Origin of the sequence: Mucilaginibacter sp. cycad4 (genome assembly GCF_034263275.1) — a bacterium.
Lineage (GTDB): Bacteria > Bacteroidota > Bacteroidia > Sphingobacteriales > Sphingobacteriaceae > Mucilaginibacter.
This window is the reverse complement of sequence record NZ_CP139559.1, coordinates 65404-86433: the sequence shown is the minus strand read 5'-3', so window position 1 is coordinate 86433 and position 21030 is coordinate 65404. Positions and strand designations below refer to the sequence as shown.

Below are 21030 nucleotides of genomic sequence, written 5' to 3'. Positions count from 1 at the left end.
ATTATTGATTGTATTTTTTGGTGTAATAAGCTTTTTTAGCCTCATAATCGAGGTTCTTTGTCTGATCAGAATTGGCCAAATGTCTTTCTTCATAGGCCGCAACATCTTTTAAAACCTTAGCTGGTATACCGGCAGCTACTGAATTAGATGGTACATCCCTTGAAACTACCGAATAGGCGCCGATAACAACATTATCGCCAATGGTTACGCCTGGTAAAATAACCGAGCCATACCCTATAAATACATTATTGCCAACCTTAATTGGTTTAACCACATCAACCAATGGGTGCCTGTCCCTAAAAACCCAAACACCACCGTCATGAGTTTCAAACCTGGTGGCAGTGGCGCTTACGTGATTTCCCAGGGTTATAAGGTAAGGTTCAGAACTGAAGTCAACATTTATAAGCCTGCAATCTTCTCCTACCTTAACCCCAATATGGCGGGCATATTTTATTGGATACAGCTTTTTGAAAATAAAATAATATAAAGCTTTCATGTTAATTAGTAATTGATCTGAGCATTAATTGACTAAACTTCGCCGCTGTAAAAATTATTTATATAACCCAAAGTGGCGGTTTCACTCGGGATGATCTTACATGGATTACCTAAGGCTATGCTGTTTGCAGGCACATCACAATTAACGTAGCTGTTAGGGGCTATCAGTACATTATCGCCAATAGTTATCCCGCCAACCAAAACCGCACCCGGTCCTACATATATGCTGTTACCCAATTTAGGGGCGCCGATAAATTTCCCTCTTTTAGTGTTACCCAAAGTAACATTATGTAATATGGTAACGTTGTCGCCTATTACTGATTGCGCGTTTATAACAATACCGCCCTGATGAAGCAATAAAAAGCCCTTACCTATTTTTACAGGTTTAGGGATCTGTATGCCATACTTAATGGTGTATCGCCTAAAAAGCTGGTGGTATAAAAATCCTAATGGCGAACGCTTGGATGTTTGCTGCGCTTTTCTGAAAAAGAACAAAAAACGAAAGCAGGGGTCCTTTAAAAGCCTCGCCAAAAAAGCCTTGTAGCTTACCTCGCCCGCCACCCGATATAGATCAGATTCAATTATTTTATTCACAATAGGGATGTTTTTGCCTTATTTAAAGCAGCGTATTAATTCTTTTTACCCAATGTAACTGTAAGAAGTTTCCTTTTGGGCGATGTAATTTTTTATTAACTACTTAATAAATTCAGTTTCTTCCGCAACCGGCGCTTTGCCCCGCGCCTTTACCAAAAATTCAAACAAAATGAAGATCAGCAAAGCCCAACCTATGTTTTTAATGATAAAGTCGAATGTATACCTTGATATTTCGGCATAGGTTCCTAAGGCTAATAAATATACCACACCCCACTTTATAGACAACCCGCTTTGCGCCTTGGCCTGCATATATTGGCCCAACCATCCAAGGATGTAAGGAAAAAACAGGATACCGACGAGACCAAACTCGATATAGGAATCCATTATTATGGATGAGCCAAGCCCGAAACCGGACCCGTTAACCCTGGTCATGTAAAAAGAACTACTTTGATCGGGGTCCCGGGGGTCAACAATGGCGCCCCTTGCGTACGGGATAAAACCGGCAAAACCTATTACCAGGAATTTACCATAAGTATGTTCATCCTTGCCAGGCACAAAGTAAAACGCGGCCCTGGTAACCAGGTTAGTAATTGAAAAAGAACCCTGATCCACGTTATCACCCACCTGCGTTGGTGCCGAACTTTGGGAAGTACCCGCTATAACCGCTACTATAGCACCAAAACTTCTGTCTTCGGCAGTGCGGCTAATCTCAATTACCTGGTATAGGGCCAGCGCCAAAAACAGGTAAATAACCAGCATCTTTTTACTGATGGATTTTATATATGAGTAATAAGCTCCTGCCGCGGCAATTGCCACAATAAAAAAGGTATTTCTATCACCACCCACAAGGGTTAAATAACTGTAAAATAAAAACACCAGTAAGGCCGGTGCCATGTAAAAATTTATCGACTTATATTTTTTGTAGTAAACTATAGTAAAACCGGCAAGTACCGATACAAATACCGATAGCAGCGTATATAAACCATCAATCATAGGATCCTTTGTTCTGGAGCCTAAGTATGATCCGGATAACATTACCATCCCGCCTTTTGCATAAAAAAGACCAACAAATGCCACTGTAACCAGCAATATTTTCATGTATAGTACTTTGTATTGGTACTGACTGTAGTCTTTTTTATAAACAGATATCTTTTTTATTTTGATCTTGCGGCTAAAGCCCATCATAAAGGTTACCAGGCCAATTGTGGATGCAATTATGGCCTTGTTTGAATATTCTACATAGCTTTTGGCTATCCATGTATTTTCTGTGATACTATGCGCGCCTAATACGTAGGTTTGATATGGATAGTACAACAATAAATAGTAAAACATAAGAAACAGCAGGTCCATCTTGAAATACGTTTCGATGCCTGGTACAATTGATATTGGATCTTTGAAAGATCTGAAGAAATACCAATAGAAAACACCTAAGCAGCCCCATAAAATCAGAGGGTCGGCCCCTAAGGGAACAACAAGAAACAGGCAAACTAAAATAACAAGTAAAATAATTTCCCGAAAAACCCGCTTAGATAGCATAATACCCCTTCTTACTCATTCAATAATATATAACCTTCATAATTTATTTATGAAACAGCATTAAAAACTTTAGCATCCCTTTTAAAACGTATAAATATGCTAATGTAAATATGCTGGTATTTATTGCTATTAATGCATTGATGTGCTTTAAAGACAACCCAAATCTTCCCCTGACAAGGTTGATCTGAAAATCCTTTAAAAAGATATGGTTACTGGTTGCCGGGTTAAACATTAAACCGGCTCTTTCGCCATATTTATCCAATGAATCATATCCATCCCTTATACGCTCTTTTATTAAAAAGGTGGCAAATTCCGAGATCAGCGACGGGATCAGGCTTTTTCCTGTTTCGGTTGAAATAGAAACCTCCTGCTTTGTCCAGGCATACAACCGATCAGGAATAAAGTATAGCTTGGTAATCAGGCTCATTCTGTACCACAGATCTTTGTCTTGCCGCTGGATAAAAAAGCTGCGGTATCCACCTGCTTTACGATGCTCATCCAGCTTATATAAGACAGCGCCGTGATTTATACGGTTTTTGCCCAAAAGGTCTTTTAAAGTGATTTCCTTAACCGTATCTGAAAAATTATCATGCGCGCGATTTGCAACACCTACGGTAACAACACCGGCTTCGGGATGGGCTTCCAGAAACTCCACCTGCTTTTCAATACGGGTGGGTAACGATATATCTCCCGAACCGTGAATAGCCACATATTTGCAATCAAGCCCGCTGATAACATCTATCAGCGATTTTGTAAAGCCTTTGTTTGGTTTGTTTTGTATAATTTTAACACGAGGATCGTTATTACATACTTCCTCAATTATTGATACAGTATTATCGGTCGACTTATCATCAACTATATAAATATCAAGATTTTTATAGGTTTGATTCAGTAAACTTTGCACCGACTCTTTAGCGGTAGTTTCCCTATTATGGAAAACAGTAATAATTGAAACCTTAGGCAATGTATCCATGTTAAATTATCCTTTGCTCAACTTCCAGATCTAAATTATATTTCTCCATCACGCGCCTTTTTACTTCGGCTATGATCTCTATTATATCTCCGCCCTTTGCATTATCAAAATTGATAATGAAACCGCCGTGTTTTTCTGAAACACGGGCGCCGCCATGTGCAAATCCCTTGAGCTTTAATTCATCCATTATAGCACCAACGTAATATCCCGGCGGTCTTTTAAATACACTGCCGGCGTTAGGGTAATCGCGGGGTTGTTTGCTCCAGCGGGCATCCCTCAATGTATCCATCTTTTGCTTAATGGCTTCCGGATCGCCGGGGGTAAGTTTCAACAGGGCCTTGCAAATTATCATACCCGGATTCTTTTGAAAGAAACTGTTACGATATTCAAAGCCTATATCTTCCTTGCTAATTTCTTCAACTGTATTGGTATTAGGATTATAATACCAAACCTTTACCAGCAGGCCTTTAATATCTTCGCCAGATGCGCCCGCGTTCATTACAACCGCGCCACCTAATGAACTTGGAATATCATAAAATATCTCTAAACCAGCCAGGTTATGCTGTAGTGCAAACTCGCTTAGCTTTTTCATGTCACAACCGGCTTCACATATTATACTGTCGTTACCAACCAGTTCCATATGCTCATAGTTGCCAGAGAAAAGTACAAAATCAGCGTCGTAATGATCTTTTGATAGCAGGATGTTATAACCGGCACCTATTAATATCCTGTTTGGATCTTTATCCTTAAATAGTTCAATTATATCTTCGGTACTCTCTGGAAAATATGCTTTACGACAGGTAGCCTTTATCCTGTACGAATTAAAGCCTGTTAAGTCAAAATTTTCAAATACTCTCATGCGGCAGTTTTGTTTGGCTTTTTCTTAAATCTTTGCACTAAACCACCTATAAAATCAAAGTCGCTTTTTGAGTAGGCAAATATTTCCTTTATACTAATTTTTACGTGGTTTGAATACATTACTAAAAATACAATAGCGCTTATTGAATAGCTGATGGTTGACGCCCATGCAGCTCCGTTACCGCCATATTTGGAATCCCACAAGCAGTTTAAGACTGCATTGATAACCAAGGCAGGGATCATAGCTATAGTTGATAACCAAGGCTTACCACGGCCGGCCAGATCCATGTTTAATATTTTGAACACAGTTAACAGTAAGATACCCGGTAATAATATTTTTTGAACCATTGAACTTGGTCTGAAAGTTTCAGAATACATGGTAACCATGATAAAGGTTGACAGGAAATAGAACGCAACCGAACATAGCGATATTACTATGAAACAAATACGTAACAGCTGGCAAACCTTATATGAAAACGCCTTTGGATCATTGGAGGTGGCACTACGTGCAAAAATAATGGTACTGAGTACAGTAGGGATTTCCCACAGGTACTCTACAATTGATACCCCCTTGGTATATATCCCTACCTGGTATTCGCCGGCAAAATGTTCAAGCAAAGCAACATCAACACGGTAATTTAGGTTGATGATCATTAATGATAAAGCATAAACGGAACCTAAGCTGAGCATCTTTTTGGTGATCTCCCAATTTGGTGTCCATCTGAACTTAATCATCTTTTTAAGCTTGGCCCACACAAAAAATGTGAGTAAAATATACCCAAGGGCAATACCTATTAAAGCGCCGTAAACGTCCCAGGGCAGTATCATTATCACCAGTACATAGGCAATAAGCTTTACTACGTTTGGCACCCAATTTACCGTATTAAAATCTTTAATAGCGTTTTTACCCAAAAACAAGCCCGAAACATAGGTTGTTAATAAAGCGAACGGCACAGGTAAAAGGGTAAGGAAAAGGAGGGTGTTACTAAATTTGGTATTGGTAAAATACTTTAACAATATATAGCATATGGCAACCCCTATTATACTGGTAAATAACCAAACATTAATAACCGAGGCCAGTATATCGCTTTCATCATACTTCTTTTGCCCCATATAATAGGCAGCAGATTGCCTGATACCAAGCGAGCCAACGATCATAAATAAATTTGGATATACTATAAGCGTAGCAACAACACCATTACCCTCGGGGCCCAAATAACGGGCAGTAATAACGCTTGTTAAAAGGCCTGTCACAATAACAGTCCCTCTGCTTTTTAAAACCGCAAGTAAATCACTTGTGAACGAACTCATTTTGACTTTTGTTTTATGCTTACTGCCGGTATTCCGGCAACAGTATCATTGGGTAGAACACTTTTATTAACAACAGCGTTTGCGGCAATAATGGCGTTACTGCCGATAGTTATATTCCCGAATATCTTGGCGCCGGCAAATACTTTTACGTTTTCTTCAACCGTTGGATACGACATGGTTTCGTTGTTTTTACCATGACTGCCAAAGGTTACCTGTTGCCAGATCTTTACATTATCCTTAATTACCACACCATCCCCTATCACTATACCAATAGGATGAGGGAAACGTACGTTTTTGCCGATAAATGATTTATAGGATATATCACAATTTCGTTTTGTTATAAGCCTTACTTTATAATAGTTGGCAATTTGCCTGAATAAAATAAACTTACTGTGATATAAATATTTACCAATACGGTGATTTAGTAAAACCCTAAACCCCGTATTGTAAAAATATGATTGTACAGCGCTTTTGAATGATTTAGAAGGAAGATCATTTTTTATGGCAGAAATGGTCTCTTTTAAAGTAATCATCTATTATTGCGTTTACTTTTCTAAACTCCTAAGCCTTTTAGTTTCTGATCAATGTTTTCGTAACCTCTTTGTATTTGCCAGGCGCTTTCAATTATGGTTTCGCCATCAGCTGTTAATCCGGCTAATAAAAGTGCAATACCGGCGCGCAGGTCAAGGGCTTTAACAGTTGTACCTGTAAATTTGGTTCCACCGTCAATTACCAGTAAATCGCCCTGTACGGTGTATTTCATACCCATTTTGGCAAGTTCTTCGGCATAACCGTAACGGCCCGGGAAACGAAGGTCAACAACCTTTGATTCGCCCTGGCTCATGGCACCGTAAACCGCGAAAAGTGGCTGCATATCTGAGTTGATACCGGGATATGGGCCTGTACTAATTTCAACAGGATAAGGCACACCACCGTGTACAATAACTGAATCCTTTCCCTGGTAAATTTTCATACCGCTTTCTTTTAAGAAAATAAGCGGAACTTCTAAATGCTCAAGCGGGAAATTCAATATCTCCACATCGCCATTAGTAATAACCGAACCTATGGCCCATGTAAGCGCTTCCATGTTATCAGGAATAACAGAATGCTTAACACTGCCTAATTTTTCAACGCCTTCAATAACGATGCATTTTTGACCATACACCTTAATTTTAGCGCCCATTTTATTGAGCATATCAATTAAATCCATGATCTCGGGACGGATATGCGGATTCCATACCGTAGTTGTGCCAGAGGCTAATGAACCAGATATGATGCTGTTTTCGGTGGCACCTGTTGAACGCATTGATAAAAACACGTCATTACCTACCAAACGCCCCTTGGTTGCTTTAGCACACAGGTAATCACCTTCTTCCCATACTGTAGCGCCAAGGGCTTCCAGCATTTCAACGTGAAGATCGTATTTCCTTTCGCCTAACTTACATCCGCCTGGCAATGGCACTTTACCTTCACCAAAACGGGTGGTAAGGGCGCCTAATATCAACAGGGTGTTTCTTATAGAACGCTCCTCCCATTTTAGCACTGTAGATAGGTTTTCGTTAACTTCGGTAATTTTAACATAATCACCTGCTGCGCTATACTCTTTGCCTAATACCTTAAGCATTTCCAGGTGCACCTGAACATCTAACAAGCCGTTAGGAAAGTTAAATAGCTCAATATTTTCATCAGTTAATAATGATGCTGCTAAAAGCCTTAACGAACTGTTTTTGGCTCCGCTTACTTTAACACTTCCCTCAAGACGTGCTTTGTTTACTTTAAATGTGCTGTTGTCCATAAAAATTACTTTTTCAGATAGATGTTTCTCAAGAGGGGAAATTAATTTTTGTAATATTGTTTAAACCAGGTAACAAACTTACCTATGCCTTCTGATACCGGGGTATCGGGCTTATAATCAAATGAATTGATCAGGTCATCAACATTAGCCCAGGTAGCTGTAACATCGCCAGCCTGCATTTCCTGAAATTCAATTACCGCTTTTACACCAATGGCATCCTGAATGGTTTCAATGAAACTCATCAGCTCAACCGGATTGTTATTGCCTATGTTAAATATGCGGTAAGGCGCTGTTGAACGTGCCGGGTTTGGATTTTTACCACTCCATGTACTATCCGGAGCAGCCGGCTGATCCATTACGTTGATAATACCGTTAACGATATCATCAATGTAAGTGAAATCGCGTTTCATTTTACCATGGTTGAAAACCTTAATAGGTTTTCCTTTCAGTATCGAGTCGGTAAACATAAAATATGCCATATCGGGCCTGCCCCATGGTCCGTAAACTGTAAAGAACCTTAAACCCGATGTTGGTATTTTATATAAATGACTGTATGTATGCGCTATCAGTTCGTTTGCTTTTTTGCTTGCCGCGTAAAGCGATACCGGGTGATCAACATTATGCTCAACCGAAAACGGCATAGTTTCATTTAAACCGTAAACGCTTGATGAACTGGCGTAAACAAAATGGCCAACTTTAAAATGCCTGCAGGCTTCTATTACATTAAGATAGCCTACCAGGTTTGATTGCATGTAAGCACCAGGGTTTTCGATAGAATATCTTACACCAGCCTGTGCTGCCAGGTTTACTATAACATCAAACCGCTCTTTCTCGCAAAGGGCCATTAAATGGTCCTTGTCTTCCAGCTGCATACGCACAAACTTGTAGTTTGCATTTTTTGTGCTTACAACTTCCTGGTTCCAGTTATCGGCTTCAGCGCCTATACCGCTTTCTAATAAGCGGTCAAATTTCAATTTAGGGTCATAGTAATCATTGATGCTATCAATACCTACCACAACATCATTTCTTTTTAGCAGGCTTTCAATTAAATGAAAACCAACAAAACCCGCAGCGCCTGTAACTAAAATTTTCAAAGCCATTATTTCTTTTTAAATTAATATTTAACAATTTACTTTTAAAGTGAACCAGGGGTTAAACACCTAATAATAAATAATACAGAATACTATTTTTTAAAAAGGGACTTAAACCATGATTTACTTTGGGTTTTGCCATCTCCATACTCTCCATACCCATAACCATAGCCGTAACCGTAACCATAGCCGTAACCATATTTGGTTGTAGAAGTTTCAATATCATTTACAATGATGCCCATCTTCTTCATTTTGCCGTTCACATACAAATCTTCCACAATGTTTAACTGGGTTTTGTAAGTGAATTTTTGCCTTACCAGGTACAGCGTCATATCTGAGTATTGGTTTAGCAACTGCGCATCGGTAACCAAACCAATTGGCGGCGCATCCATAATTATATAATCAAACTGCTTCCTTAATTCCATCATTAACTCGGGCACCCTTTCGCCGATTAAGGTTTCGGCTGGGTTTGGAGGGAGCGGACCGGAACTTATCAGGAACAGGTTTTTATTTATCCAGCTTTCGTAAACTATTTCAGATGCATTCATTGTGGATGAAATAACATAGTTACTAAAGCCCAGCGGGTTTTCGATACCAAGTTTTGAAGATATACCCGGCTTTCTTAAGTCAAGCTCCATCAATAAAACCTTTTTACCTGAAATGGCCAGCATTAATGCCAAATTGATACCTGTAAATGATTTACCCTCGCCAGACATACTTGAGGTTAACAGCATCACCTTCTCGTCCTTATTTTGAAGATAGAACTGCAAATTGGTACGCATTGCCCTAAACTGTTCGGCAATAGGCGACCGGCTGTTATCACTTACCACAATGTTTTGTTCAGATTCGTTGTGGCTAATCTCGCCTACAACCGGTACATCAGTTATTTTGCTTATATCCTCGCGGGTTAATACCTTGTTGTTTAACAGATCTTTAACATACACTCTTAAAACGGGTATTAACAAACCAAATAAAAGCGCAATTGCCAGCGTGATTGGCTTTTGAGGCATATACGGCAGATAATCTGACTTGGGAGGATCAATAACCCTTGCGTTGGATATGGTTGATGTTTTTGATATAGCAGTTTCCTCACGTTTTTGAAGCAGGAATATATACAACTGCTGTTTAATTTGCTGTTGTCTTGACAGATCAAGATACTTACGCTCCGTAGCAGGCGCCTTTTGCATCTGACCGTTTATCTGTCCGTTATTTTTCTTTAAATCATTTTTGCTTATAATTAAACTGCTTTTAGTGCTGTTTAAGTTTGTAAGCATATCATTCCTCAAAGACTCAACACGGTCATCCAGATTTTTTATAAAAGGGTTATTTTCGGTTACAGTTAGCAACTGTCGTTCGCGCTCCTGTAAAAGCTCATTATATTTTTGAACAACTACCGCAAAAACCGGATCTTCCGGAAATATAGAACCTGGAACTACACGCTTATTTTTAGTTTTATCCTTCAGGTAATCAATCAGTGAATTTACTACGCTTATTTTGGTATCAATGTCTGCAGCTTTGTTCAGGTAGTCGCCGGCATTGGCAATAAGCACTTTTGATTGTGCCTCAATATCAACAATATTGTTGCCCTGTTTAAATGACTGAATATCTTCTTCAACATTACCTAATTGCTTACCTATGAATACCAGCTCATGATCAATAAAGGTTATGGTGCTATCAGCAATCCTGTTTTTATCGTCGATATTTTGCTGAATATATTTCTCAATCAGCCTGTTTAAAATATCCTCCCCTTTTCTCGGGATCGGGTAATTTAAGGAAAGATCAATTGTACTTACCTGCTTATTTGGAACTGCAACGTTAATTGCTGCCTGAAAAGCTGTGACTGTTTGATTGATTGAAGCGATGATAAAGGTATACTCGCCGTTATCTATAAACTGACGGCCATTTCTCCTGATATCAAGCTGCCCTATACCCGGAACATCAAATACTTCATCAAACTTTAATTTTTTACTTACGTACTCGCCCGTAACCGCCGTTTTGTAATTTAACGAATATTCGTTTTTGTTAAGGATGGTTAAATCAAAAGCCGTTGTTTTTAACGTATCATTTGAATTTATCTGTTCAACAACAAATGGCGCGCTGTAAAGCTGTACATCGGTAACTTTTCCTTTTAAAAAGTAGGTGATGTAAAGTTTCATATCAACTACCGTTTGCTCCATAAGGTAGCGGGTTTTTAATATCTCTGCTTCGTTATCAACACTGCTTTTAGCACCTAAAAGGCTTCCGAGGTCTTCTCCTAAAAACTGTGAAGGATCCATCCCTCCGCCTTTTTTATCATCCTCAACCATAATACTCGCGTTAATATGGTACATCGGGGTTTTATATCTTAAATATAAAACGGCAACGGCAATACAAAATACAACGCAAATCAATATAATCCACCAATCGTTCAGAAGCTTACCTATAAAACCTAAAAAGTTTATTTGATCCCCTTTTTCTTCCCTGTTTGCGGAAGAAGCGGCATTCGAATTATTCATATGGCGAAGTAAATTATAATAATCTTGAGATGATAACAACCATTAGTGACAAAGCGGCGGCGGTTACAGTTATAACGCGGTTCCTTGATGCATCTGTAGAGGCAACTTTTGCCTTGTTAGGCTCCACATATACTACATCGTTTTGTTTTAAATAGTAATAAGGAGAATTGAATAACTCGGTTGAATTAAGATTAAGCCTTACCAACTGTTGTTTTCCATCATCAGTTGATCTGGTTATAAGGATATTTTCTCTTTTACCAAAAATGGTTAAGTCTCCTGCCATGCCTAATGCATCGAGGATGGTAACTTTTTCATTTGGCATTATATAAGTAGCCGGTTTAGCTACCTCACCAATAACGGTGATCTTAAAATTCACATATCTAACCTGCACAGATGGATTTTTATAAAACTCGCTAACCTTTGTTCTGATCAGGTCTCTTGCCTTATAAGTTGTCAAGCCTGCAACCTTTACAAGGCCCAGTATAGGTAATTCAACATTACCATCCCTATCTACCAGGTAACCGTTACCCACCGCCGGGAATAAAGTATTAATAGGTGGTGCACTGGGAGTTGTTACGGATTGATTTATGGTTTCTGAGGTTTGACGGTCAATTGTTTCAATTACAATTGATAAAATATCGTCTGATTGGATCAAGGGATCTGAGAAAGTTGCTCTTGAAACTGCTGAATATTTAGTGGAATCTGAGAGGTCTTCGAAATACTTTACATTTTTAGGTGTTGAGCATGATGATATGATTAAAGACATTAAGATTGCGAATATTCCGATGTAAGAATTAAGCAAATATTTATTCCTCATAAATAGTGATTTCATGGTATATAGAAACATGTTCTAAATCTGTGCAAGATATACACACTTTTCGAAAAAAACAACTGAAAATTATTATTTTTTTTAAAATAAAGCTTAAACGGTAATCATTTATTAATCAAAAGTGTATTTTAATATCATAATTAAAATTTAAGCCTGTCCCATTGTGCCGCCAAAATTCATTGGGAAGCCTGGATGATCGGGCTGTACTTTGATGCGGCCGTTAATAGCTTCATACTTTTCAATATTATCTTCCAATGCCGAAAGAAGGCGTTTGGCATGCTCCGGGGTTAATATAATCCGCGATTTTACCCTGGCTTTGGGTACGCCGGGCATTACCCGGATAAAATCCAAAACAAACTCAGAGTTTGAATGGGTAATGATAGCCAGGTTTGAGTAGATTCCTTCTGCAATTTCTTCTGAAAGCTCGATGTTGAGCTGATTTTCATTCTGTTCTTCCATGCTACTAAAATAACAAAAAGACGTTCTCCATAAACAGTGTTTTTTTGAGGTAAGTATTGAGCCTTGTTTTGTTTTTAATAACACGGATCAGCCCCATATTGACCTTCCACAAGGCCGAACGTAGAACAGAGATGTTTTACTTTTGTTTTAACAATTTTAAAAAAAGCATAAAAAAAGCCTCCCGGAAAACCGGGAGGCTTAATAAAATATTCAAACAGCTGAGAATTAAGCTTCCAGCTCTTCTGCTTTTGAAGCCATCAGGCGGTCAAATTCTTCCTGTGAGCCTACACGGATATTTTCATACTCGCGTAAACCGGTACCTGAAGGTATTAAGTGACCTACGATAACGTTTTCTTTAAGGCCAAGCATGTTGTCTTTTTTACCTGCGATAGCTGCTTCGTTCAGTACTTTGGTAGTTTCCTGGAACGACGCTGCCGAGATAAACGACTTGGTACCTAACGATGCCCTGGTGATACCTTGCAGTATCGGGCTTGATGTTGCCGGGATAGCGTCACGCACTTCAACCAGTTTAAGGTCGCGGCGTTTCAATACCGAGTTTTCATCGCGTAAGCGGCGTAATGAAACTATCTGACCAGATTTTAATGTAGTTGAATCACCTGGTTCGGTAACAACTTTCTTGTCATAAATTTCATCATTCTCGGTCATGAAATCCCATCCGTCAACAGCTTCACGTTCCAAGAAACGGGTATCGCCCGCATCTTCGATCTGAACTTTCTGCATCATCTGGTGAACGATAACCTCAAAGTGCTTATCGTTGATCTTCACACCCTGTAAACGGTAAACTTCCTGGATACCATTAACAAGGTATTCCTGCACCGCTGCAGGGCCCTTGATGGCAAGAATATCTGCAGGAGATATTGAACCATCTGACAGTGGCATACCAGCTTTAACAAAGTCATTATCCTGTACAAGGATGTGTTTTGAAAGCGGTACAAGGTATTTTTTAACCTGGCCGTCTTTTGATTCAATGGTGATCTCGCGGTTACCACGTTTAACACCACCTAAAGTTACCACACCGTCAATTTCGGTTACTACAGCAGGGTTTGATGGGTTACGTGCTTCAAATAGCTCGGTTACACGTGGTAAACCACCTGTAATATCCCGGGTTTTACCGGTTGAACGAGGAATTTTAGCAATAACCTGGCCTGTTTGCAGTTTGTCGCCTTCATCAACAGCGATGTGGGCGCCCACCGGGATGTTGTATCCTTTAATGATATTACCTTTTGTATCAGCAATCTGGATAGCAGGGTTTTTAGTTTTATCCCTTGTATCGATGATCACTTTTTCGCGGTGACCTGTTTGCTCGTCACTTTCTTCACGGAAAGTGATACCTTCCAATACAGCGTCAAACTGGGCAATACCTGCAAACTCAGAAATAATTACCGCGTTATACGGATCCCATGAACAGATACGGTCGCCTTTGGTGATCTTGCTGCCATCTTTTACATACAGGTATGAACCGTATGGAATGTTATTGGTAACAATCACTTTATTGCTTCCGGCTTCAATGATGCGGAACTCGCCCGAACGGCCTAATACAACATCAACAGCGCCGTCTTCGGCAGTTTCATAAGTAACGGTACGTACGTTCTCAAATTCAATGATACCATCAAACTTAGCGTTGATCTGTGATTCAGCCGCGATGTTTGACGCGGTACCACCCACGTGGAATGTACGAAGTGTTAACTGTGTACCCGGCTCACCTATCGACTGCGCAGCAATTACACCAACAGCCTCACCCTTTTGCACGCGTTTACCGCTTGCAAGGTTACGGCCGTAGCACAATGCGCACACGCCACGTTTGCTTTCGCAGGTTAATACCGAACGGATCTCGATACCTTCCAGTGGTGAGTTTTCGATCTTTTTAGCTACTTCTTCAGTAATATCCTGACCTGCTGTGGCTAACAATTCGTTAGTGATAGGGTCATGAACATCATGAAGCGTAGTACGACCTAAAATACGATCATATAATGGCTCAACAATATCCTCGTTATCTTTCAGTGCTGTTGTGTAGATACCCCTTAAAGTACCGCAATCAACCTCACCAACAATCATGTCTTGAGCAACGTCATGCAGCCTACGTGTTAAGTAACCAGCATCCGCTGTTTTTAACGCTGTATCCGCCAAACCTTTACGGGCACCGTGAGTTGAGATAAAGTACTCCAATACCGACAAACCTTCTTTAAAGTTTGAAAGGATCGGGTTTTCGATGATCTCACCACCTGAACCTGATTTTTGAGGCTTAGCCATCAAACCACGCATACCTGCAAGCTGACGGATCTGCTCTTTTGAACCACGGGCACCTGAGTCAAGCATCATGTAAACAGAGTTGAAACCCTGGTTATCGTTGCTCAGAATGTCCATCACGTTAGCAGTTAAGCGGTTGTTGATACGTGTCCAGATATCGATGATCTGGTTATAACGCTCATTGTTAGTGATGAAACCCATGTTGTAGTTACCCATAACCTCGTCAACTTGTTTAGAAGCTGTTTCGATCAAAGTAACTTTTTCAGCAGGGATATTAATATCCTTCAGGTTAAATGATAAACCACCCTGGAATGCCATTTTAAAGCCTAACTCCTTAATATCATCAAGGAACTGGGCGGCACGCGCCATACCGGTGATTTTTACTACTTCACCAATGATATCACGCAGTGATTTTTTGGTAAGCAGCTCATTAATATAACCTACTTCAACCGGTACGTGTTGGTTAAACAATACGCGACCTACAGTAGTATCAATAATTTTGCTTACAATTTTGCCATCGCGCTCTTTAACTAAAGCTTTAACCTTAATGAAAGCATGCAGGTCAAGTTTCTTTTCGTTATAAGCGATGATTACTTCTTCGGCAGAGTAAAAAGTTAAACCCTGGCCTTTAACCACGCGCGTTTCATCAGTTTTACGGCCTTTGGTTATGTAATACAAACCAAGTACCATGTCCTGAGATGGTACAGTGATTGGCGTACCGTTGGCTGGGTTAAGAATGTTGTGCGAAGCAAGCATCAGGATCTGGGCTTCCAAAATTGCCGCGTTACCAAGTGGTACGTGAACGGCCATCTGGTCACCGTCAAAATCCGCGTTGAATGCCGTACAGGTTAATGGGTGCAATTGAATTGCTTTACCCTCAACCAGTTTTGGCTGGAACGACTGGATACCCAACCTGTGCAACGTAGGCGCACGGTTTAGTAATACAGGGTGCCCTTTCAATACGTTTTCCAAAATATCCCAAACTAATGGGTCTTTACGGTCAACTATCTTTTTGGCAGATTTTACTGTTTTAACCACACCGCGCTCAATCATTTTGCGGATGATAAATGGTTTAAACAACTCGGCAGCCATATCTTTTGGTAAACCGCACTCGTGTAATTTAAGGTTAGGGCCTACAACAATTACCGAACGGGCAGAGTAATCCACACGTTTACCTAATAAGTTTTGACGGAAACGGCCTTGTTTACCTTTCAGGATATCTGAAAGTGATTTCAAAGCACGGTTACCTTCAGTTTTTACCGCATTAACTTTACGTGAGTTGTCGAACAACGAATCCACAGCTTCCTGTAACATACGTTTTTCGTTACGTAAAATTACCTCTGGTGCTTTGATCTCGATCAAACGTTTTAAACGGTTGTTACGGATAATAACACGACGGTAAAGGTCATTTAAATCTGAAGTAGCGAAACGGCCACCTTCCAGTGGTACTAACGGACGCAGTTCAGGCGGGATAACCGGAACGATCTTAACGATCATCCACTCGGGGTTATTTTCGATCCTGGTTTTTGCATCACGGAAAGCCTCAACAACCTGTAAACGTTTTAAAGCTTCGTTTTTACGTTGTTGTGAAGTTTCGTTTGCTGCCTGGTGACGCAGGCTGAATGATAATTCATCAAGGTCAAGGCGTTTTAATAATTCTTCCAAAGCCTCGGCACCCATTTTGGCAACAAATTTCTGAGGATCTTTGTCGTCAAGGTACTGGTTTTCTTTTGGAAGGGTATCTAACACGTCAAGGTATTCTTCTTCAGTAAGGAAATCCATTTTGTTGATTCCGTCTGCTTCTTTAATACCCGGTTGGATAACTACGTAACGCTCGTAGTATATAATAAGGTCGAGCCTTTTAGTAGGCAGGCCTAATAAATAACCAATTTTGTTTGGTAATGAACGGAAGTACCAGATATGCGCAACAGGCACCACCAGGTTGATGTGGCCCATACGCTCACGACGTACTTTCTTTTCGGTTACTTCAACACCACAACGGTCGCACACGATCCCTTTGTAACGGATGCGTTTGTATTTACCGCAATGGCACTCATAATCCTTAACCGGGCCAAAAATACGCTCGCAAAACAAACCATCACGCTCAGGTTTGTAGGTACGGTAGTTAATGGTTTCCGGCTTTAAAACTTCACCGCTTGAACGCTCAAGAATAGACTCAGGAGAGGCTAAACTGATGGTAATGGTGGTAAAGTTACTTTTGATTTTATTATCCTTTTTGTAAGACATAGTCTCCTTTATTTTTAATTATTGAAGGACTGAATTATTGAATTATTGATTACTCGAAAATTACTGAAGGACTGAATTATTCAATAATTCAATCCCTCAATAATTCAATAATTACTCTAAGGTTATATCCAAACCTAAGCCGCGTAACTCGTGAACCAATACGTTGAATGATTCAGGAACCGATGGGGTTGGCAGGTTTTCACCTTTAACAATAGCCTCATATGTTTTGGCACGGCCGATAACATCATCTGATTTAACGGTCAATATCTCCTGCAGAATGTTTGATGCACCAAATGCTTCCAGTGCCCAAACCTCCATCTCACCAAAACGCTGACCACCAAATTGCGCTTTACCGCCCAATGGCTGTTGAGTGATGAGGGAGTACGGTCCGATTGAACGCGCGTGCATCTTATCATCAACCATGTGACCTAATTTCAGCATGTAGATAATACCTACAGTAGTTTGCTGATCAAAGCGATCACCTGTTAAGCCATTGTATAAATAGGTACGGCCTGATTCAGGTAAGTTAGCTTTCTTGATCCACTCTTCCACTTCTTCATGGCTTGCACCATCGAAGATAGGAGTAGCGAATTTTAAACCAAGCTCTTTACCGGCCCAACCCAATACGGTTTCATAGATCTGACCAAGGTTCATACGTGAAGGTACACCCAGCGGGTTCAACACAATATCAACCGGTGTTCCGTCTTCAAGGAAAGGCATATCCTCGTCACGTACAATACGTGCAACAATACCTTTGTTACCGTGACGGCCTGCCATTTTATCACCTACTTTAAGCTTACGCTTTTTAGCGATGTAAACTTTAGCCATTTGCACGATACCTGATGGAAGCTCATCACCCACACTGATAGCGAATTTATCACGACGGTAAGCACCCAACTCTTCATTGTACTTAATGTTGAAGTTATGAAGAAGGATCTTGATCTGATCGTTTTTATCGTCATCAGTAGTCCATTTAGTTGGGTTAATGTTATCGTAATTAAGCTCAACTAATATTTTCTGGGTGAATTTAACACCTTTAGGAACCTGTAACTCTTTGTAAACGTTATAAACGCCTTGTGAAGTTTTACCGTTAACGATCTCAAATAACTTTTCAATCAAAGTGTTTTTCAGATCTTTTACAGCTTTATCATGCTTGTTGTCCAATTTTTCCAATTGTGCTTTTTCTTCAGCTTTTGAAGTTTTCTTAGCACGTGAAAATAATTTGGTATCGATAACAACACCGGCAATTGACGGCGGGGTTTTCAATGAAGCATCTTTAACGTCACCTGCTTTATCACCGAAGATAGCGCGTAACAATTTTTCTTCCGGTGAAGGGTCTGATTCACCTTTAGGGGTGATCTTACCAATCAGGATGTCGCCTTCTTTAACCTCAGCACCAACACGGATGATACCGTCTTCGTCAAGGTCTTTAGTAGCTTCTTCTGATACGTTAGGGATATCCGGTGTTAATTCTTCCTCACCGCGTTTAGTATCACGAACTTCAAGCTCGAACTCTTCAACGTGGATTGAAGTGAATATATCCTGCGATACAACACGCTCAGAGATCACGATCGCATCCTCAAAGTTATATCCCTGCCAAGGCATGAACGCTACTTTAAGGTTACGGCCTAATGCAAGCTCGCCATTTTGGGTAGCGTAACCTTCGCAAAGTACTTCACCTTTTTCAACCCTCTGGCCTTTTTTAACAATTGGCTTAAGGTTCATGGTGGTGCTTTGGTTGGTTTTCTTAAACTTGGTTAAGCGGTAGCTTTTGCTATCTCCTTCAAACGAGATCAAACGATCAAGTTCGTTGCGGTCATATTTAATACGGATTTCGTTGGCATCAACATACTCAACCACACCATCGCCTTCGGCGTTGATCAGGGTACGGGAGTCTTTTGCTACACGGCCTTCCAAACCTGTACCAACAATTGGCGCTTCAGGGCGCAACAATGGTACGGCCTGGCGTTGCATGTTTGAACCCATCAATGCACGGTTAGCGTCATCATGTTCTAAGAACGGAATCAACGAAGCCGCGATTGAAGTGATCTGGTTTGGCGCGATGTCCATCAAATCCAGGCGCTCTGGCTCGATAACCGGGAAGTCACCTTCGAAACGTGCTTTTACACGTGGCAATTCAAACTCACCTTTGTCATCATAAACCGCGTTTGCCTGGCCAATGGTTTTACCGTCTTCATCCTCAGCAGATAAATAGATAACCGGCTCATCAACCATTACTTTACCTTCAACCACGCGTTTGTACGGTGTTTCGATAAAGCCTAAGTTGTTGATCTTGGCATGTACGCAAAGTGACGAGATCAAACCAATGTTCGGACCTTCGGGAGTTTCGATAGTACACAACCTGCCGTAGTGGGTGTAGTGAACGTCACGAACCTCGAAACCTGCACGCTCACGCGACAGACCACCGGGGCCTAAGGCTGACAGACGACGCTTGTGCGTGATCTCTGCCAGTGGATTGGTTTGGTCCATGAACTGTGATAACTGGTTTGTTCCGAAGAACGAGTTGATCACAGATGATAATGTACGCGCGTTGATCAGGTCGGTTGGTGTGAACACCTCGTTGTCACGAATGTTCATACGCTCACGGATGGTACGGGCCATACGTGCCAAACCTACGCCAAACTGGGCGTAAAGCTGCTCACCAACGGTACGTACACGACGGTTTGACAAGTGATCGATATCATCCACCTCAGCTTTTGAGTTGATTAATTTGATCAGGTATTTAACAATCGCTATGATATCCTGCTTGGTTAAAACTTTAGTTTCTTCCGAAGTGCTCAGTTTTAATTTACGGTTGATGCGGTAGCGGCCCACATCGCCCAGGTCATATCTTTTATCTGAAAAGAATAAACGATCGATGATACCACGTGCTGTTTCTTCATCAGGTGGTTCAGCGTTACGTAACTGACGGTAGATATGCTCAACCGCTTCCTTCTCAGAGTTGGAAGTATCTTTCTGTAAGGTATTGTATATAATAGTATAATCACCGCTGGTTGAAGCATCTTCCTTGTTAAGAATGATGGTTTTAACACCAGAGTCGATGATCATATCAATATGGTCGTCTTCCAGTAAGGTTTCACGCTCAAGGATGATCTCATTACGAGGGATAGAAACTACCTCACCGGTATCTTCATCCACAAAGTCTTCGATCCATGTTTTAAGTACCCTTGCAGCAAGCTTACGGCCAATATATTTCTTAAGGCCTGATTTGCTTACTTTAACCTCGTCGGCCAGTTCAAATAACTCTAATATATCCTTATCAGAGTCATAACCAATGGCACGAAGTAACGTAGTAACCGGGAATTTCTTTTTACGGTCAATGTAAGCGTACATCACGTTGTTAACGTCTGTAGCAAACTCAATCCATGAACCTTTGAAAGGAATAACACGGGCCGAGTATAATTTTGTACCGTTGGTATGGCGGCTCTGACCAAAGAACACACCTGGCGAACGGTGTAACTGTGATACAATTACACGCTCGGCACCATTAATAACAAATGTACCTTTTGGCGTCATGTATGGGATAGTACCCAGGTATACGTCCTGTACAATTGTCTCAAAATCTTCGTGCTCCTCATCATTACATGACAGGCGAAGCTTGGCTTTTAATGGTACGCTGTAAGTTAATCCGCGTTCAATACACTCTTGTATATCATAACGTGGCGGATCAATAAAGTAGTCAAGAAACTCCAGGACAAAGATGTTTCTTGAATCTGAAATAGGAAAGTTTTCGGCAAACACTTTAAACAGCCCTTCTTTGTAACGGTTGTCGGAAGTGGTTTCCAATTGAAAAAATTCCTGGAAAGATTGTAACTGAACATCCAGAAAATCAGGGTAATCAAGTACCTTTCTGCTGGTTGCAAAGTTTACTCTTTGATTATTATTGTTTGCCAAGGTATTTAAATTTTAGTTTATTAATAAACTTTGATAGATGTGAGATTTAGGATTTTGAGACATGAGCATTGGATTTGAGAACAGAAATACGATTCAGACAGATACCGCTAACGCAAGCGGCAAAAATCTCATATCTTAAATCTCATATCTACCATCTCCTATCG

General features: G+C 40.5%; 14 protein-coding genes. All 14 read right to left on the bottom strand.

Translation table 11 applies throughout. The annotated features are described in order from the left end of the window. Position 1: 1 nt before the first annotated feature. Entirely contained in the window at positions 2-496 is a 495-nt protein-coding gene (locus SNE26_RS00425; protein WP_321557432.1) for an acyltransferase, read from the bottom strand. A 32-nt stretch (positions 497-528) separates the two neighbouring features. After that, entirely contained in the window at positions 529-1089 is a 561-nt protein-coding gene (locus tag SNE26_RS00420; protein WP_321557431.1) for a serine acetyltransferase, read from the bottom strand. Positions 1090-1188: 99 nt separating this feature from the next. After that, positions 1189-2439 (bottom strand): O-antigen polysaccharide polymerase Wzy, encoded by a 1251-nt coding sequence (gene wzy / locus SNE26_RS00415; RefSeq protein WP_321557430.1) that lies wholly within the window; start codon positions 2437-2439, stop codon positions 1189-1191. A gap of 229 nt (positions 2440-2668) precedes the next feature. Further along, positions 2669-3598, bottom strand: coding sequence for a glycosyltransferase family 2 protein (locus tag SNE26_RS00410; RefSeq protein WP_321557429.1), 930 nt, complete (start codon positions 3596-3598; stop codon positions 2669-2671). Position 3599: 1 nt separating this feature from the next. Further along, positions 3600-4457: a UDP-N-acetylmuramate dehydrogenase gene (gene murB, locus SNE26_RS00405; RefSeq protein ID WP_321557428.1), complete on the bottom strand. Its 858-nt coding sequence runs from the start codon at positions 4455-4457 to the stop codon at positions 3600-3602. Beyond that, entirely contained in the window at positions 4454-5767 is a 1314-nt protein-coding gene (locus SNE26_RS00400) for a flippase (RefSeq protein ID WP_321557427.1), read from the bottom strand. The genes murB and SNE26_RS00400 overlap by 4 nt, the downstream gene beginning before the upstream one ends. Beyond that, positions 5764-6300, bottom strand: a complete 537-nt coding sequence (locus SNE26_RS00395) for a hypothetical protein (protein WP_321557426.1) — start codon at positions 6298-6300, stop codon at positions 5764-5766. Before SNE26_RS00395 ends, SNE26_RS00400 begins: the two co-directional genes overlap by 4 nt. 20 nt (positions 6301-6320) lie before the next feature. Beyond that, positions 6321-7562: a UDP-N-acetylglucosamine 1-carboxyvinyltransferase gene (locus tag SNE26_RS00390; RefSeq protein ID WP_321557425.1), complete on the bottom strand. Its 1242-nt coding sequence runs from the start codon at positions 7560-7562 to the stop codon at positions 6321-6323. Positions 7563-7603: 41 nt separating this feature from the next. Then, on the bottom strand, positions 7604-8662 hold the full coding sequence (locus SNE26_RS00385) for an NAD-dependent epimerase (RefSeq protein ID WP_321557424.1): 1059 nt from the start codon (positions 8660-8662) through the stop codon (positions 7604-7606). Positions 8663-8745: 83 nt separating this feature from the next. Continuing rightward, positions 8746-11148: a polysaccharide biosynthesis tyrosine autokinase gene (locus tag SNE26_RS00380; protein ID WP_321557423.1), complete on the bottom strand. Its 2403-nt coding sequence runs from the start codon at positions 11146-11148 to the stop codon at positions 8746-8748. A 13-nt stretch (positions 11149-11161) separates the two neighbouring features. Further along, positions 11162-11980 carry a polysaccharide biosynthesis/export family protein gene (locus SNE26_RS00375; protein ID WP_321557422.1) on the bottom strand — a complete coding sequence of 273 codons (819 nt, stop codon included), beginning with the start codon at positions 11978-11980 and terminating at the stop codon, positions 11162-11164. 144 nt (positions 11981-12124) lie between these two features. Then, positions 12125-12436, bottom strand: a complete 312-nt coding sequence (locus SNE26_RS00370) for a DUF3467 domain-containing protein (RefSeq protein ID WP_090528662.1) — start codon at positions 12434-12436, stop codon at positions 12125-12127. A gap of 225 nt (positions 12437-12661) precedes the next feature. Then, positions 12662-16951 carry a DNA-directed RNA polymerase subunit beta' gene (rpoC, locus tag SNE26_RS00365; protein WP_321557421.1) on the bottom strand — a complete coding sequence of 1430 codons (4290 nt, stop codon included), beginning with the start codon at positions 16949-16951 and terminating at the stop codon, positions 12662-12664. Positions 16952-17062: 111 nt separating this feature from the next. Further along, positions 17063-20866 (bottom strand): DNA-directed RNA polymerase subunit beta, encoded by a 3804-nt coding sequence (gene rpoB / locus SNE26_RS00360; protein WP_321557420.1) that lies wholly within the window; start codon positions 20864-20866, stop codon positions 17063-17065. Between the last annotated feature and the right edge of the window lie 164 nt (positions 20867-21030).

What these genes read in the sequence shown, in the direction of transcription:
- SNE26_RS00425 (WP_321557432.1), bottom strand. Translation starts at nt 496, where the DNA reads ATGAAAGCTTTATATTATTTTATTTTCAAAAAGCTGTATCCAATAAAA.
- wzy (WP_321557430.1), bottom strand. Translation starts at nt 2,439, where the DNA reads ATGGACCTGCTGTTTCTTATGTTTTACTATTTATTGTTGTACTATCCA.
- SNE26_RS00410 (WP_321557429.1), bottom strand. Translation starts at nt 3,598, where the DNA reads ATGGATACATTGCCTAAGGTTTCAATTATTACTGTTTTCCATAATAGG.
- murB (WP_321557428.1), bottom strand. Translation starts at nt 4,457, where the DNA reads ATGAGAGTATTTGAAAATTTTGACTTAACAGGCTTTAATTCGTACAGG.
- SNE26_RS00400 (WP_321557427.1), bottom strand. Translation starts at nt 5,767, where the DNA reads ATGAGTTCGTTCACAAGTGATTTACTTGCGGTTTTAAAAAGCAGAGGG.
- SNE26_RS00395 (WP_321557426.1), bottom strand. Translation starts at nt 6,300, where the DNA reads ATGATTACTTTAAAAGAGACCATTTCTGCCATAAAAAATGATCTTCCT.
- SNE26_RS00390 (WP_321557425.1), bottom strand. Translation starts at nt 7,562, where the DNA reads ATGGACAACAGCACATTTAAAGTAAACAAAGCACGTCTTGAGGGAAGT.
- SNE26_RS00385 (WP_321557424.1), bottom strand. Translation starts at nt 8,662, where the DNA reads ATGGCTTTGAAAATTTTAGTTACAGGCGCTGCGGGTTTTGTTGGTTTT.
- SNE26_RS00380 (WP_321557423.1), bottom strand. Translation starts at nt 11,148, where the DNA reads ATGAATAATTCGAATGCCGCTTCTTCCGCAAACAGGGAAGAAAAAGGG.
- SNE26_RS00375 (WP_321557422.1), bottom strand. Translation starts at nt 11,980, where the DNA reads ATGAAATCACTATTTATGAGGAATAAATATTTGCTTAATTCTTACATC.
- SNE26_RS00370 (WP_090528662.1), bottom strand. Translation starts at nt 12,436, where the DNA reads ATGGAAGAACAGAATGAAAATCAGCTCAACATCGAGCTTTCAGAAGAA.
- rpoC (WP_321557421.1), bottom strand. Translation starts at nt 16,951, where the DNA reads ATGTCTTACAAAAAGGATAATAAAATCAAAAGTAACTTTACCACCATT.